Origin of the sequence: Seohaeicola sp. (assembly GCF_048006315.1) — a bacterium.
GTDB lineage: Bacteria > Pseudomonadota > Alphaproteobacteria > Rhodobacterales > Rhodobacteraceae > Seohaeicola.
Map to the genome: position 1 here is coordinate 2199295 of NZ_CP180350.1, position 14524 is coordinate 2213818.

General features: G+C 64.0%; 14 protein-coding genes. 7 read left to right on the forward strand and 7 right to left on the reverse strand.

Annotated features, from left to right (window positions below):
- Positions 1-111 precede the first annotated feature (111 nt).
- Positions 112-1329, forward strand: coding sequence for an MFS transporter (locus ACMUJL_RS11125; protein ID WP_068288021.1), 1218 nt, complete (start codon positions 112-114; stop codon positions 1327-1329).
- Positions 1330-1406: 77 nt separating this feature from the next.
- Here ACMUJL_RS11125 and map read toward each other — a convergent pair whose 3' ends face one another.
- Together map and sfsA are read right to left on the reverse strand one after the other, a co-directional pair.
- Entirely contained in the window at positions 1407-2219 is an 813-nt protein-coding gene (map, locus tag ACMUJL_RS11130) for a type I methionyl aminopeptidase (RefSeq protein ID WP_068288024.1), read from the reverse strand.
- Positions 2220-2266: 47 nt separating this feature from the next.
- Entirely contained in the window at positions 2267-3004 is a 738-nt protein-coding gene (gene sfsA / locus ACMUJL_RS11135) for a DNA/RNA nuclease SfsA (RefSeq protein WP_068288027.1), read from the reverse strand.
- A 46-nt stretch (positions 3005-3050) separates the two neighbouring features.
- On the opposite strand from sfsA, the gene ACMUJL_RS11140 reads away from it, so the two are divergent.
- The 4 genes from ACMUJL_RS11140 to ACMUJL_RS11155 are packed head-to-tail and all read left to right on the forward strand — an operon-like array spanning position 3051 to position 6104.
- Positions 3051-3773 (forward strand): competence/damage-inducible protein A, encoded by a 723-nt coding sequence (locus ACMUJL_RS11140; RefSeq protein ID WP_068288030.1) that lies wholly within the window; start codon positions 3051-3053, stop codon positions 3771-3773.
- On the forward strand, positions 3770-4501 hold the full coding sequence (locus ACMUJL_RS11145; RefSeq protein WP_068288034.1) for a GNAT family N-acetyltransferase: 732 nt from the start codon (positions 3770-3772) through the stop codon (positions 4499-4501). Before ACMUJL_RS11140 ends, ACMUJL_RS11145 begins: the two co-directional genes overlap by 4 nt.
- A gap of 7 nt (positions 4502-4508) precedes the next feature.
- Complete coding sequence (locus ACMUJL_RS11150; RefSeq protein ID WP_068288037.1) at positions 4509-5081, forward strand: peroxidase-related enzyme; 573 nt, start codon at positions 4509-4511, stop codon at positions 5079-5081.
- A 15-nt stretch (positions 5082-5096) separates the two neighbouring features.
- Positions 5097-6104 (forward strand): OmpA family protein, encoded by a 1008-nt coding sequence (locus ACMUJL_RS11155; RefSeq protein ID WP_082896200.1) that lies wholly within the window; start codon positions 5097-5099, stop codon positions 6102-6104.
- Positions 6105-6159: 55 nt separating this feature from the next.
- Here ACMUJL_RS11155 and ACMUJL_RS11160 read toward each other — a convergent pair whose 3' ends face one another.
- The 4 genes from ACMUJL_RS11160 to ACMUJL_RS11175 all read right to left on the reverse strand — a co-directional run bounded on the left by ACMUJL_RS11160 (position 6160) and on the right by ACMUJL_RS11175 (position 10708).
- Entirely contained in the window at positions 6160-7428 is a 1269-nt protein-coding gene (locus ACMUJL_RS11160; RefSeq protein ID WP_375568241.1) for a glycerate kinase type-2 family protein, read from the reverse strand.
- Between the two features lie 27 nt (positions 7429-7455).
- On the reverse strand, positions 7456-8721 hold the full coding sequence (locus tag ACMUJL_RS11165) for an ABC transporter permease subunit (RefSeq protein WP_375568239.1): 1266 nt from the start codon (positions 8719-8721) through the stop codon (positions 7456-7458).
- Positions 8718-9527, reverse strand: coding sequence for a taurine ABC transporter ATP-binding protein (locus ACMUJL_RS11170; RefSeq protein ID WP_068288046.1), 810 nt, complete (start codon positions 9525-9527; stop codon positions 8718-8720). Before ACMUJL_RS11170 ends, ACMUJL_RS11165 begins: the two co-directional genes overlap by 4 nt.
- A gap of 182 nt (positions 9528-9709) precedes the next feature.
- Positions 9710-10708 (reverse strand): ABC transporter substrate-binding protein, encoded by a 999-nt coding sequence (locus tag ACMUJL_RS11175; protein WP_068288049.1) that lies wholly within the window; start codon positions 10706-10708, stop codon positions 9710-9712.
- Positions 10709-11092: 384 nt separating this feature from the next.
- Between ACMUJL_RS11175 and ACMUJL_RS11180 the strand changes: the two genes are divergently transcribed.
- The gene (locus tag ACMUJL_RS11180; RefSeq protein WP_068288626.1) at positions 11093-12478 is read left to right on the forward strand and encodes an aspartate aminotransferase family protein; all 1386 of its coding nucleotides are present in this window, start codon (positions 11093-11095) and stop codon (positions 12476-12478) included.
- Positions 12479-12536: 58 nt separating this feature from the next.
- Here the strand turns inward: ACMUJL_RS11180 and ACMUJL_RS11185 are convergent, their stop codons facing one another.
- On the reverse strand, positions 12537-12881 hold the full coding sequence (locus ACMUJL_RS11185) for an antibiotic biosynthesis monooxygenase family protein (protein WP_068288051.1): 345 nt from the start codon (positions 12879-12881) through the stop codon (positions 12537-12539).
- Positions 12882-13001: 120 nt separating this feature from the next.
- Between ACMUJL_RS11185 and ACMUJL_RS11190 the strand changes: the two genes are divergently transcribed.
- Positions 13002-14483, forward strand: coding sequence for a PLP-dependent aminotransferase family protein (locus ACMUJL_RS11190; RefSeq protein ID WP_375568234.1), 1482 nt, complete (start codon positions 13002-13004; stop codon positions 14481-14483).
- The last annotated feature ends 41 nt before the right edge of the window (positions 14484-14524 follow it).

The window sequence follows — 14524 nt, forward strand, 5'->3', positions numbered from 1 at the left end:
CACGGTCGCGCCCGCGACGCGGCAAAAAGACGACGCACCATGGGGTCGGAAACGGGAAAGCATGGCAGGACATGCGGGTTCAGCTTGCCGGGACATTGATCCGGAATATCCATGGCAACCCGTTACATACCCATCTGGACCCGCTTTGCCCCCACGCCCGGCGTTCGAGGTTTCGCGACCCTCCAGGGATTCGAGGCCATCACACGCGGAATCCTGATCTCTGTCTTTCCGCTCGAAATGTACCGCGCCCTTCAGGATGCGCAGACCGTGTCCCAGGTCTATTTCATGATCGGGATCACATCCCTGCTGGGCGGGTTGATGGTGCCCTGGCTGAATCGCTTCCTGCCACGCCGCTGGATGTATACCACCGGTGCCTCGCTTTATGTGCTGGGCTCGATCGTGGCGGTTCTGGGGGGCACCGACATGATCATGTTCGCCCTGCTCTGCAACACGCTGGCGACGGTGATCACCTTCGTCTGCTTCAATGCCTATGTGCTGGACTATATCGCGCGGGTCGACCTGGGGCGGGCCGAGTCGATGCGGATGTTCTATTCCGCTCTTGGCTGGACGGTGGGGCCGGTTCTGGGTGTGACCCTGATGGCGCTCTGGCGGCCAGCGCCTTTCGTGGTCGCCGGCGTCTCGGCCCTGTGCATGCTGTCGGTCTTCTGGTCGATGCGGCTGGGCAATGGCAAGCTGATCAGCCGGGCGCGCGCGCCCGCCCCCAACCCGCTGGCCTTTCTGGGGCGTTTCTTCGCGCAACCGCGCCTGATCGCGGGCTGGCTGTTCGCGGTGATCCGGTCCTGCGGCTGGTGGGTCTATGTCGTCTACCTGCCGATCTTCGCCGTCGAGTCCGGGCTGGGCGAAGCCACGGGCGGGATCGTCCTGTCGATCACCAATGGCACGCTTTTCTTGACGCCGCTGATGCTGCGCTTCGTTCAGGCCAGTTCGATCCGCACGGCGGTGCGTTTCGGGTTTTTCGCGGCAGGCGCGTTGTTCATCGCGGCCGGCGTTGGCCAGTGGCTGCCATGGGGGGCGGTGGCCTTGCTGATGCTGGCGTCTTTCTGCCTGATCCTGCTGGATGTCTGCGGCGGTCTGCCCTTCCTGATGGCGGTCAAACCCTCGGAACGGACCGAGATGTCGGCCGTCTATTCCAGCTTCCGCGATGTATCGGGCATCCTGACCCCCGGCATCGCCTGGCTGGTCCTGCTGGCAGCCCCCTTGCCGGGGGTCTTCATGGCCTGCGGTGCCGGGCTCTGGCTGGCATGGGGTATCGCGGGGCGCCTGCATCCGCGCCTGGGGCGCGCACGCATCCGCCTGCCCGCTGTCTGACCGGCGCGGCATCGGCTGTTTCTTCTTGCCTCAAATATCCCCGCGCGGAGCGCATTCCGCCATCGCGGACAAAGGCATCAGCCGTAAGTGGGGTGGAACCGTCCTGCGGGCGAGAGTGTGAAGATCTCGCACCCGGTCGCCGTGACACCCACGGAATGCTCGAACTGGGCGCTCAGCGACTTGTCGCGGGTCACGGCTGTCCAGTCATCGGCCAGGACCTTGGTTTCGGGGCGTCCCAGGTTCACCATGGGCTCGATGGTGAAGAACATCCCTTCCTCCAGCACCGGTCCGGTACCCGGACGGCCATAATGCAGCACATTCGGTGGCGCATGAAAGACGCGCCCCAGGCCATGGCCGCAGAAGTCTCGCACCACGCTCATGCGGTGCCCTTCGACGAAGGACTGGATCGCATGGCCGATGTCACCAAACGTGTTGCCCGGTCTGACCGCCTCGATCCCCAGCATCAGCGCATCATGGGTCACCTGGATCAGGCGCTCTGCCTTGCGGGACAGGGTACCCGCGGCATACATGCGGCTGGTATCGCCGAACCAGCCATCAACGATCACGGTGACATCGATGTTCAGGATGTCGCCATCCTTCAGCTTCTTGTCGCCGGGAATGCCATGACAGACCACGTGGTTCAGGCTGATGCAGCTGGCATGCTGATAGCCCTTGTAGCCGATCGTGGCCGATTTCACGCCTGCGGCCTCGACCTTGTCCTCGATGATCCGGTCCAGCTCGCCGGTGGTGATGCCGGGCTGCACGAATTCCGCGATCTCGTCCAGGATGGTTGCCGCAACCTGTCCGGCACGGTGCATTCCGGCAAAGTCACCGTCTTCGTGAATTCGGATGCCATCCCGTGTAAGGCGGCCGCGATGCTGATCGTTCAAACCGGGGCTCCGTCCTGAAAATCCGTTTTGTCTTTATTTAGGCCGATTTATCCGAAGTTGCCAGTCAAGCCAAGGGCGGGCGTCAGCGGATGTGACAATCCGATCCCATCGGGGTCAAGCCTGCAAGCTTGGCAAACCACCTCGACACCGGCCGCATGTGCGGCCGATGCCGCGGCCGCATAGGCCGGGTCGATGTCGCGGGCCAGGTCAAAACGGGTGCAATCACTGCGCTGCACAAGATAGAAAAGCACCGCGCGATGCCCTTGCCGCGCCATGTCGGCCAGTTCGCCAAGATGCTTGGCCCCACGCGCGGTCACGCTGTCGGGGAATTCGGCAAGGCCCTCCTGCCGGCTGAGGGTGACGCTTTTAACCTCGACATAGGCATCAGGCAGACCCGGTTCGCGCAGCAGGAAATCGACGCGGCTTGAGGTGCCATAGGCCTGTTCCGGCAGGACTGTCCCATAGGCCGCAAGTGCAGGTATCGCACGTGCCTCCAATGCCGCGCGCAGCATCCGGTTGGGTAGCGCGGTATCGATCCCGGTGAAATGGCCATCGCAATGATCCACCAGCCGCCAACCGTAGCGCAGCTTTTTCTTCGGGTCTTCGTTGCGTTCCAGCCAGATTCTTGTGCCCGGCGTCGCCAACCCCAGCATCGCGCCGGGATTGGGGCAATGGGCCACGACCTGCTGACCGGCATCGGGGCCGGTTTCAGGCACCACATCGGCAAGAAACCGTTTATAGCGGCGGATCAGCCGGGCGGGCAGCAGAGGGGTTGGAAAGCGCATGGGCTTGGGCCTATACCGAGGCATCTGATGTTTCAAGGACAGCGCCATGACCAATCCAACCGCCGCCATGATCGTGATCGGGGACGAGATCCTGTCGGGTCGCACCCGCGACAGCAACATGCATTACCTGGCGGGCGAGCTGACCAAGGTCGGTATCGACCTGCGCGAGGTGCGCGTGGTCAGCGATGACGCACCCGCCATCGTGGCAGCCGTCAGGGCCCTGTCCGGGACCTATACCCATGTCTTCACCTCGGGCGGGATCGGGCCGACCCATGATGACATCACGGCGGATTGCATCGCGCAGGCCTTCGACCGGCATATCGATGTGCGTGACGATGCCCGCGCGCTTCTGGCGGCGCATTATGCCCGCACCGGGAGCGAGCTGAACGCCGCCCGCCTGCGGATGGCGCGCATTCCCGATGGGGCCAGCCTGATCGAAAACCCGGTCTCGACCGCACCGGGCTTCACAGTCGAAAACGTGCATGTCATGGCGGGCGTGCCTTCGGTCTTTCAGGCCATGGTCGCCTCGATCCTGCCGACTCTGACAGGCGGCAAGCCGCTGCTGTCGCAGACCCTGCGCATTCAGCGCGGCGAAGGCGATATCGCCGGTCCGCTGGCCGATCTGGCGCAACGCTATCCGGACCTGTCGATGGGGTCCTATCCGTTCCAGCAAAACGGGGTCTACGGCGCCAATATCGTGATCCGGGGACAGGATGGTGCGCAGGTTGATGCCGCGATGGCGGAACTGTCGGCCCTGTTTCCCGCATGACGCCGGATCTGGCGCAGCTTTATGACGTGATCGACGGGACCTGGCCCGCAGCCGAGACGCGGCGTCAGGGACATATGCTGCTGCGGCGTGGCGAAGGGGGCGGGCAACGCGTGTCGGCAGCGACTGCGCTTGGCCACGTCACGCCGCAGGATGTCGATGCCGCCGAAGCGGCGATGCAGGCCATGGGACAGCCCCGGCTGTTCCAGATCAGGGCAGGCGACAGGGCGCTGGATGACCTGCTGGCGCAGCGCGGCCATGTGATCGTCGACCCTGTCAATCTCTATGTCGCCCATGTCGATGTGCTGGCCACACGCAGTCCACCACCCGTGACGGCCTTCTGCGTATGGGAGCCACTGGCCATCCAGATCGATATCTGGGCCAAGGGCGGGATCGGATCCGGTCGGCTTGCCGTCATGCACAGGGCGAAGGGGCCGAAAATCTCGATCCTCGGACGGCTAAATGATCATCCCGGCGGCACCGCGTTTGTCGCGATTCATGACGGGATCGCCATGGTCCACGCGGTCGAGGTACTGCCGCATCAACGCAAGCAGGGGATGGCAGGCTGGTTCATGCGGCTTGCCGCATTCTGGGCCCGCGACAACGGGGCCAGCCATATTGCCGTGGTCTGCACACAGGCGAACACGGCGGCGAATGCGCTCTATGCTTCCCTCGGGATGGCGCTTGTGGGACAGTATCACTACCGCAAACATCCAGATGACGTGAAATGAGCCAAGCATGAGCACCAAAGACCAGCCCACCGCCCTCGACCTGCCGCAAGTCGATCCGCTGCCGCCCGCCACGCAGAAGTATTTCGACATCTGTCAGGACAAGCTGGGCATGGTGCCGAACGTGCTGCGCGCCCATGCCTTCGACATCGACAAGCTGAACACCTTTTCCGCCCTCTACAATGACCTGATGCTGGCAAACAGCGGCCTCAGCAAACTTGAGCGCGAGATGATCGCGGTCACGGTTTCGTCCATCAACCGCTGCTTCTATTGCCTGACGGCGCATGGTGCGGCGGTCAGGCAACTGTCCGGCGATCCCAAGCTGGGCGAGATGCTGGTGATGAACTACCGGGTGGCGCCGCTGGATGCACGGCAACGCGCGATGCTGGATTTCGCGGCGCTGGTCACGACCGCCTCGGCCACGATAGAGGAAGATCACCGCCAGGCCCTGCGCGATGTGGGGTTCACGGATCGCGACATCTGGGACATCGCCAATGTCGCGGCCTTCTACAACATGACGAACCGGGTCGCGTCGGCCACGGACATGCGCCCCAATGACGAGTATCATGCGCAGGCCAGGTAACATGACGGGATGAGGATGATCCGCCTGTCCCATCGGCCCATTGCAGGAATGGCGCTGATCCTCGGGCTGGCCCTGGCCGGTCCGGCGGCAGCGCTGGACCTGACCTTGCCCTTCAGCAGTCAGTTGACCACCCGCGTCGTCACGGCCCCCGACAGCCATGCGCTTGCCACAGGCCCCTTCGCTGACGGCGCATTGCCTGTGATGGAGCTTGAGGGGCAGGTCGAACGGCAGGTCTTTCGCATTCCGGGACAGGCCCTGACGACGCTGCAGATCTTCGCGCCGATCCGCGAGCAGATCATCGCCGCCGGGTATGAGACGATTTTCGAATGTCATGCGGCATCCTGTGGCGGTTTTGATTTCCGCTTTGCGACCGAGGTTCTGCCCGCGCCGGACATGTATGTGGATCTGACCGATTTCCGGTTCCTCTCGGCCGCGCGGAACACGCAGGATCATCTGGGCCTGCTGGTCAGCGCATCGTCGAATGCCGGCTTCGTGCAGATGATCCGCGTCACATCCGCTGTTACCTCGGAAGCCATGCGCGTCCTGCGTCCGGACGAGTCCGGGGCCATGCCGCCCGCTGGGACGTCATCGCCTGCAGCTGCGGGTCCTGTGCAAGACGGCACCCTTGGAACGCCAATTGCACCCTTTTCGCTGGCCGAAAGCCTGAACCAGCGGGGACATGTCATCCTGTCCGACCTGAGTTTCCAGACGGGTTCATCACAGCTGGCACCGGGCCGCACGGCATCGCTGGAAAACCTTGCGGCGTTCCTGCGGGCAGATCCGTCGCGCCGCGTGGCACTGGTGGGGCATACGGATGCGGTCGGTGCCCTGTCGGGCAATATCGCACTGTCACGTCAACGCGCATCTGCGGTGCGCGACCGCCTTGTTCAGGACTACGGCATTCCCGCGCGGCAACTGGAAGCAGAGGGGATGGGCTACCTTTCTCCGATCGCACCCAACACCACCATCGCGGGGCGCGAAGCAAACCGCCGGGTCGAGGCGGTTCTTCTGAACACCGAATAGCGGCCAGGGGATTCCCCCGGACGCCCCGACACCACCACTTTTCTTGCGATACGCCTCAGCCCCGGATCAGGATCGCGCGCAGATCGTTGACATTGGTGCCCGTGGGCCCGGTCACGAAAAGCTGGTCAATCGCTTCGAATGCAGACCAGGCATCATGTGCCGCCAGCGTCATGGCAGGATCATGCCCCGCCGCACGCATGCGCGCCGCCGTATGGCCATCCGCAAAGGCGCCCGCGTTATCCTCGGAACCGTCGATACCGTCAGTATCCGCCGCCAGCGCGCTGATACCGGCACAGCCTTCGACCGCCAAGGCGAATGACAGCAGGAACTCGGTATTGCGCCCCCCGCGCCCGGCCTTGTCGCGGATCGTGACAGTGGTTTCGCCCCCCGACAACATGACCACGGGCGGCGCGAAAGGGCGGCCCCGGCTTGCCACCTCGCGCGCCATGGCGGCATGCATGCGGGCCACGTCGCGGGCCTCGCCCTCGATCGCGTCGGACAGGATGACAGCCGCGACACCTGCGGACTCCGCGACCGTGGCCGCGGCCTCCAGGGAGCGCGCGGCAGAGGCGACGACATGCACCTCGTTCCCTGCCAGTTTCGGATCGTCGGGCAGGGGGGCATCCTCGGCGGTCTGATCCAGAAAACGCGCCAGCCGCTCGGGCAGGACAATGCCATGATCCCGCAGCGCCGCCCGCGCCCTGGCGCGGTCCACCCTGTCGGCGACTGTCGGACCAGAGGCCACTTGCGCAGGGTCGTCACCGGGGACATCCGACACGATCAGGCTGACCACCCTTGCAGGATGCGCGGCCATCGCAAGCCGTCCGCCCTTGATCCTGCTGAACTGCTTTCGGATCGCGTTCATCGCCCCGATCGGCGCGCCCGAAGCCAGCAAGGTTTCATTCAATGCAACCTCGTCCGCAAGGGTCAAACCCTCAGCAGGTGCCGCCAGCAAAGCAGAGCCGCCACCGCACACCAGCGCCACCACCAGGTCATCCGGCCCCAACCCGGTGACCGCATCGAACAGCGCCTCGGACGCGGCCAGCCCCGCTTTGTCAGGCACGGGATGCGCCGCCTCGAGGACCCGGATGTGGCGCGTGGGGCAAGCATAGCCATAGCGCGTGACAACGACCCCCTCGATCGGCGCCTGCCACAGATCCTCGAATGCGGCGGCAAGCTGCGCCGCGCCCTTTCCGGCACCGATCACGATGGTGCGCCCCTTGGGGCGGGCGGGCAGATGCGCGGCAAGCGCCTTGCGGGGATCTGCGGCCGCCACGGCGGCGTTGAACACGGACGCCAGAAATGCGCGGTCCTGCGGGGTCATTGCGGGTCTTTCATCAAGGCTGCGTTGTCACGCGCGCCCTTTCCAGGGCACCAGCCACTTTTCCGCCATCCGCATCAGGATGTCGATACCATAGCCGATGACGCCGATCAGGATGATCCCCATGATCACCACATCCGTCAGCTGGAACCGACTTGCGACCATGATCATCATGCCAGCGCCCTTTTCGGCGGCCACCAGTTCGGCGGCCACCACCGTGCCCCAGCACACCCCCATCGCCACGCGCGCGCCGGTGAAGATCTCGGGCAGGGAATTCGGCACGATCACATGGCGCAGGATCTGCCATTTGCTGGCGCCCAGCGAATAGGCCGCATGCACCTTGGAGATTGCCACCCCAGAGACGCCCGCCCGCGCCGCAATGGTCATGATCCAGAGCGCCGCCAGGAACAGCAGGATGATCTTGCCCGCCTCGCCGATGCCCGCCCAGATGATCACCAGCGGGATCAGTGCCAGCGGTGGCACCGGGCGCATGAATTCGACGATCGGGTCGAACCAGCCGCGAAACCAGTCTGAAAGGCCCATGGCATAGCCCAGCGGAATTCCGACCAGCGCCCCAAGCACGAAGCCTGCGATCACCCGGAAAAGCGACCAGCCCAGATGCTCCCAAAGGGTGAAATTCTGGTACCCGCTGGCAGCGATTTCCGCGACCCGGGCCACCACGGCCTCGGGCGGTGGCAACCAGATCGGCTCCATCTGCAGGCCGCGCGGCGGGGAGTAGTTGAGCGTGCCGCGCGACGTGACCGTGACGCGACCGGCCTGCGTGTCGACCGTGCCGCCGACGGTGACCGGCACACCTTCGATCGCGACGATGCTGGCCCCGTCTGCACGGGTGATTTCGTCATTGTCATCCCATGTCACCAGTACGGATCGCCAGGCGCCCACGGCCACGGCATCGTTGCGCGCAAAGCCGTCGCCGGGTGCCGCTTCGGGTGCGGGTGCGCTTTCACCAACGGGATTCACACGGGCAAATACCGTCGCGTCGTCGCGTGCGCCATCCGGGCCTTCGACGGTATAGGTGAACTGCGCCTCGCCGGTGAATGGGCCAGGCGCATGGACCGGCACCCATTTGCTGCCCGTGAACGCCCCCCACAGCAGGAAGATCGCGAGGACGGAAACGATGCTGGCCGCGCGGTCGGCGCGCACGGCGCTTTCGTCGCCGAATGTCACGGTCTTGAGCGAGGTGAAATCATGCCGCTCGCGCAGGCGGCGCAATCCCACCCGGATCAGGATGAAGCTGCCGATGAAGATGGCCAGATAGATCAGCAGCGGGATCATGCGCCTGCCTCCTCGCTGCGGCCCATGATCTCTTCTTCCATGTCCCAGATCATGCTCAGAATCTCCTCGCGCTTGGTCGCGAAATCGGGGTGTTTCTTCACCGCGCGCAGGTCCTGGCCCACGCCCATTTCGGCAAAGGGCAACCTGTATTCGCGGTGGATGCGCCCGGGGCGCGGCGCCATGACCAGAAGCCTCTCACCCAGCAGCAGGGCCTCTTCGACGGAATGCGTGATCAGGATGATCGTCTTGCCGGTTTCCTTCCACAGCTTCAGCACAAGGCCCTGCATCTTCTCGCGTGTCAGCGCATCCAGTGCGCCCAGCGGCTCGTCCATGAGGATCACGTCGGGATCATTGGCAAGGCAACGGGCCAGCGCCACGCGCTGCTGCATGCCACCCGACAGTTCATAGACCGATTTTTCCTTGAAATCGCGCAGGCCCACCACATCCAGCAGGTGGTCCACCGTCGCTTTCCACTGCGCCTCGCGCTGGCCTGCCATGCGCGGGCCGAAGCTGACGTTGTCGCGCACGCTCATCCATTCGAACAGCGCTCCTTGCTGGAACACCATGCCGCGTTCCGCTGCTGGCCCCCGGACCCTCGTCCCGTTGAGCGTGATCTGACCCTCGGTGGGGGCCAGAAAACCCGCAACGATGTTCAGCAACGTGGTCTTGCCGCACCCCGATGGGCCCAGCACACTCAGCAGTTCACCGGTGTTCAACGTCAGGCTGACATCCCGCAGCGCTTGCACATGACTGCCATTCGGCAGATCGAACCGCATCGAAATATTGTCGATGGAAAGTGTCGACACCTTCCGCCCCTTCCTGTGTTCAGGTCCGGTTCCGTGCTGCCTCCCGCAAGGGAACTTCAACCGACCGGTTTCTTCTTGCCGAAAATATCCCCGCCGGAGGCATCCGGCGTGGACCAAGCAGAGCATGCCCCGCAAGGTGCACGAAAGGGGCAAGACAGGCCCCGCCTTGCCCCGGGTTCGGATCACATGCCCTGTGCAGCCGCCAGAGGTCCTGTCGCCACCCGGTCAGAGTAGTCGTCCAGCGCGGTCGGAATGCTGCCCGCCTCGACAAAGACCTGTGCCACGCCTTTCATGAACTCCTGCGCACCGCCGCCCAGCCACTTGGCATCCAGCTGTTCAGACACGGTGGGGAACACGAAGGTGTCGATCGTGGCCGCGGTTGCGTCTAGATCCATGCCCGCATCCTTGGCGATGACCGGCAGCATCTTGTCGCGGTTCGCAGGGTCTGCCCACATGGCATTGGCATCAGCCGTGACTTTCAGGAACTTGGCCACCATGTCGGGGTTCTCTGCCACGAAGGCTGCGGGTGCGCTGGTCACGTCGAAGACCAGGATGCCCAGCGCCTCTTTCTCGGCTCCGGTCAGCAGGACATTGCCATGCTCCTTGGCGCGGCGCAGCGAACCGCCCCAGCCGCAGAACATGTCGACCGCGCCCTGCGCGATGGCGGCGGCACCTTCCGGGGGGGCCATGTTCACGATCTCGAGGCTGGCAAGATCGACGCCGAAATGGGACATCTGCTTGAGGAAACCATAGTGTGCTGCCGTTCCCAGCGGCACGGCGACCTTCTTGCCGGCCAGATCGGCGGCGCTGGTCTTGTCGATCTCCAGCGCGCTGGCGACGACACAGTTGTCATTGTCCGCATAGGATACGGCCACGTCCACGATCTTCAGGTCCTGACCGGCGCTGGTTGCGACCACGAAGGGCGGCACGCCCTGGCTGACCGACAGATGCACATCGCCCGAGGCCATCGCGGCGCTCATCGCGGTGCCGGTATCGAAGGCACGCCAGTTGACCTTGACGCCCATGACCTCGTCATAGGTTCCCATTTCCTTGGCATACTGGAACGGCATCGGCCATTCGGTGAAATAGGCCACGGTGATTTCCTCGGCCATGGCGGCTGTGGCCATGACGCTCATGGCGGTGCCGGCGACGGCTCCCATCAGTCTTGCTTTCGGTGTCATCCATATCTCCTGTCGGTTACGCCACCTGTTTGCGGTGGTCTGTCGATTCTGGCGCCGGGTGCGGAATGCCGAAAACCGGGGCACCCGACCGCCATGATCATCGGACTGGAAAAGCCGATTCCGATCAATGATTTTCTAGGCGTCAGACCGGCGACCGGCTTTCCGGCGAAGCCTTTTAAGTCAATCGGAACGAAGTTTTCAGTTTATCTTCAACATTTTGACACAAGCGCCCAAAATGCAGGCATGAGAATGCATGCCATCTGGACTTAATGAACTGGCTGGATTGGCCCTATTTCTTTACCACCCTTTGCGTGTGATACTGCACCTGATGGCTCGCCTTTCCGCGGGCTTGTTTCTCATGAAGACAGATGGAGCGCCAAGATGATGGACGGCAAGTTCGACAATGACATTCAGGCTGTTGTGGACGCCGACCGCGCCCATGTCTGGCACCACCTGAGCCAGCACAAACCCTATGAGACGACAGATCCCCGGATCATCGTCGAGGGCAAGGGCATGCGCGTCTGGGACCAGAAGGGCAAGGAGCATCTGGATGCCGTGTCCGGTGGCGTCTGGACCGTCAACGTGGGCTACGGCCGCGAGCGGATCGCGAATGCGGTGCGCGACCAGCTGATCAAGCTGAACTACTTTGCCGGGTCCGCAGGGTCGATCCCCGGCGCGATGTTCTCGGAGCGGCTGATCGAAAAGATGCCGGGCATGAGCCGCGTCTATTACTGCAACTCGGGATCCGAGGCGAACGAGAAAGCCTTCAAGATGATCCGCCAGATCGCGCACAAGCGTTACGGCGGCAAGAAGCACAAGATCCTGTACCGGGATCGCGATTATCATGGCACGACCATCGGCTGCCTGTCCGCCGGTGGGCAGGACGAACGGAACGCGCAATACGGCCCCTTCGCCCCAGGCTTCATCCGTGTGCCCCATTGCCTTGAATACCGCGCTGCCGATCAGGGCGCCCCGGTCGAGAATTACGGCGAATGGGCCGCCAACCAGATCGAGGCCGTGATCCTTGCCGAGGGACCGGACACCGTGGGCGGTATCTGCCTTGAGCCGGTGACCGCAGGTGGCGGCGTCATCACCCCGCCCGAAGGCTACTGGCAGCGTGTTCAGGAGATCTGCCGCAAGTACGACGTTCTGCTGCACATCGACGAAGTGGTCTGCGGCGTGGGCCGTACCGGCACATGGTTCGGCTATCAGCACTACGGCATCCAGCCCGACATGGTGACCATGGCCAAGGGCGTCGCCTCGGGCTATGCCGCGATCGCCTGCCTTGTCACCACCGAGGCCGTGTTCGACATGTTCAAGGATGACGCAACCGATCCGCTGAACTATTTCCGCGACATCTCGACCTTTGGTGGCTGCACGGCAGGTCCCGCCGCGGCGCTGGAAAACATGGCGATCATCGAGGAAGAGGGCCTGCTGGAAAACACCACCAAGATGGGTCACTACATGCTGGACCGTCTGGCCGAGTTGAAGGACAAGCATGCCGTGATCGGCGATGTGCGCGGCAAGGGCCTGTTCCTGGGCGCGGAACTTGTCGCGGATCGCACAACGCGCGAACCGATGGCGGAAAAGCGGGTGCAGATGGTGACAGCCGACTGCATGGCGCAGGGTCTGATCATCGGGGCGACCAACCGCTCATTGCCCGGCCTGAACAACACCCTGTGCTTCAGCCCCGCCCTGATCGCGACAAAGGACGATATCGACCAGATCATCGAAGGTGTCGACGGCGCATTGACCCGCGTCTTCGGCTGAGCCTGATCACGCAGATGCCAGAGGGGCGCGGGACCATCCCGCGCCCTTTCGCATGGTGCTATCCATGCATCGCCTTGCTGTCATCCGGTGCCTGCGCCCGGTCCGTCTTGCCATAGTCGCGCAACACCTGCAGCACCTTCAGCCGGTAGTCCGCGAACATCTGGCCGCGCCCGGCTTTCTGCGCGCCGCGATGCTCGGGCAGTTGCCGCCACCGGTCCAGCGCGGCCTCATCCTCGAAGAACGAGATCGACAGAAGCTTGTCGGGGTTGGTCAGGCTCTGGAACCGCTCGACGCTGATGAAACCTTCCATCTGTTCGACCAGCGGGCGCATCTGCGCGGCCATGTCCAGATAGGGCTGCTTCATTCCCTCTTTCGGCGTTACCTCGAATATCACGGCAATCATTCGGCGTTCCCTCTTGTGATCCCTGCGCCGGGGCAGCATCCCCTTTCACCACAATTTGGACAAGCCTTCCAAAGATAAGACCAGTTTACCTGCCCGTTAAGTCCAGCATAGAGTGTATGGATGGTCATACCTGTCGAAACCTTCTTCCTGGATCCGGCCTCCCAGGGCACATTGCAGGCGCGCATCCAGCAGATGATCGCGGGCGGCATCCTTTCGGGGCGCTTCCGGCGAGGGGAAAAGCTGCCCTCGACCCGCAGACTGGCGGCGCATCTGGGCATCAGCCGGATCACGGTGACGCTGGCCTATACCGAGTTGCTGGCCAATGACTACCTGGCGGCCAAGGGCCGGTCCGGTTATTTCGTGTCCGACAATGCGCCGGAGCCCCCACCGTCGCCCGCCGCACCCAGCCGCGGTGACACCGTGGACTGGACCCGCGCCATCGGGCAGCGATTCACCGGCGGCTCCACCCCTGTGAAACCACAGGACTGGGCCAGTTTCCGCTTTCCGTTCATCTACGGCCAGGCCGATCCGTCGCTGTTCGATCATGCCAACTGGCGGCTTTGCGCCCTGCAGGCGCTGGGGGCGCGGGACTTCACCGCGCTGACCACGGATTACTATGATCAGGACGATCCGAAGCTGGTGGAATTCATCGCCCGCCACACCCTGCCCCGCCGCGGGATCGTGGCGCGACCGTCTGAAATCCTTGTGACGCTGGGCGCACAGAACGCCCTGTGGCTGACGGCACAGGTGTTGCTGACCCAGCGGCGGCTCGCCGCAATCGAGAACCCCTGCTACCACGCGCTGCGCGATATCCTGACGCAATCGCGCTGTCGGCTGGCCCCTGTTGCGGTCGATGCCGACGGCTTGCCGCCCGATGCCATCCCGGATGGTACGGATGTCATCTTCACCACACCCAGCCACCAATGCCCCACCTCCGCCACCATGCCGATGGCCCGCCGCACCGCACTGCTGGATCGCGCCCGCGCTCTGGATGCGATCATCGTCGAAGATGATTACGAGTTCGAGATGTCCTATCTCTCGCCCCCGTCGCCAGCGCTGAAATCCCTCGATGGGGAAGGGCGCGTGATCTATGTCGGCAGTTTCTCGAAGTCGCTGTTTCCGGGGCTGCGGCTGGGCTACCTGGTCGGGTCCGAGGCTTTCATCCGCGAGGCGCGCGCCCTGCGCGCCAGCGTGCTGCGCCACCCGCCCGGCCATATTCAGCGCACGGCCGCCTATTTCCTGTCACTGGGTCATTACGATGCGCAGATCCGCCGCATGGCCCGCACCCTGGCCGAGCGCCGCAAGGTGCTGGAAGAGGCGATCCAGCGTCAGGGCCTGACAATTGCGGGGCGCGGCACCTTCGGCGGATCCAGCATCTGGATGCGTGCGCCCGAAGGGGTCGATACCGGGCAGGTCGCCATTGACCTGCGGGGCGCAGGCGTTCTGATCGAGCCGGGTGCGCCGTTCTTCGCGGACGCCGTCCCACCGGCGCAATTCTACCGGCTTGCCTATTCCTCGATCCCGGCAGCACGGATCGGCGAGGGCGTGCGCCTTGTCGCGGCAGCGATGCAAGAGGCTGCACGGAACCCATCCTGGACCTAACTGCCAACCTCAACTGGCCCTATTGCCACCTTGGCCTGCCG

Excerpts from the sequence above, each read along its gene's own strand:
- ACMUJL_RS11160 (WP_375568241.1), bottom strand. The coding sequence starts at position 7,428 with ATGACCCCGCAGGACCGCGCATTTCTGGCGTCCGTGTTCAACGCCGCC.
- ACMUJL_RS11140 (WP_068288030.1), top strand. The coding sequence starts at position 3,051 with ATGACCAATCCAACCGCCGCCATGATCGTGATCGGGGACGAGATCCTG.
- ACMUJL_RS11180 (WP_068288626.1), top strand. The coding sequence starts at position 11,093 with ATGGACGGCAAGTTCGACAATGACATTCAGGCTGTTGTGGACGCCGAC.
- ACMUJL_RS11190 (WP_375568234.1), top strand. The coding sequence starts at position 13,002 with ATGGTCATACCTGTCGAAACCTTCTTCCTGGATCCGGCCTCCCAGGGC.
- sfsA (WP_068288027.1), bottom strand. The coding sequence starts at position 3,004 with ATGCGCTTTCCAACCCCTCTGCTGCCCGCCCGGCTGATCCGCCGCTAT.
- ACMUJL_RS11155 (WP_082896200.1), top strand. The coding sequence starts at position 5,097 with ATGATCCGCCTGTCCCATCGGCCCATTGCAGGAATGGCGCTGATCCTC.
- ACMUJL_RS11185 (WP_068288051.1), bottom strand. The coding sequence starts at position 12,881 with ATGATTGCCGTGATATTCGAGGTAACGCCGAAAGAGGGAATGAAGCAG.
- ACMUJL_RS11175 (WP_068288049.1), bottom strand. The coding sequence starts at position 10,708 with ATGACACCGAAAGCAAGACTGATGGGAGCCGTCGCCGGCACCGCCATG.
- ACMUJL_RS11150 (WP_068288037.1), top strand. The coding sequence starts at position 4,509 with ATGAGCACCAAAGACCAGCCCACCGCCCTCGACCTGCCGCAAGTCGAT.
- ACMUJL_RS11165 (WP_375568239.1), bottom strand. The coding sequence starts at position 8,721 with ATGATCCCGCTGCTGATCTATCTGGCCATCTTCATCGGCAGCTTCATC.
- ACMUJL_RS11125 (WP_068288021.1), top strand. The coding sequence starts at position 112 with ATGGCAACCCGTTACATACCCATCTGGACCCGCTTTGCCCCCACGCCC.
- ACMUJL_RS11145 (WP_068288034.1), top strand. The coding sequence starts at position 3,770 with ATGACGCCGGATCTGGCGCAGCTTTATGACGTGATCGACGGGACCTGG.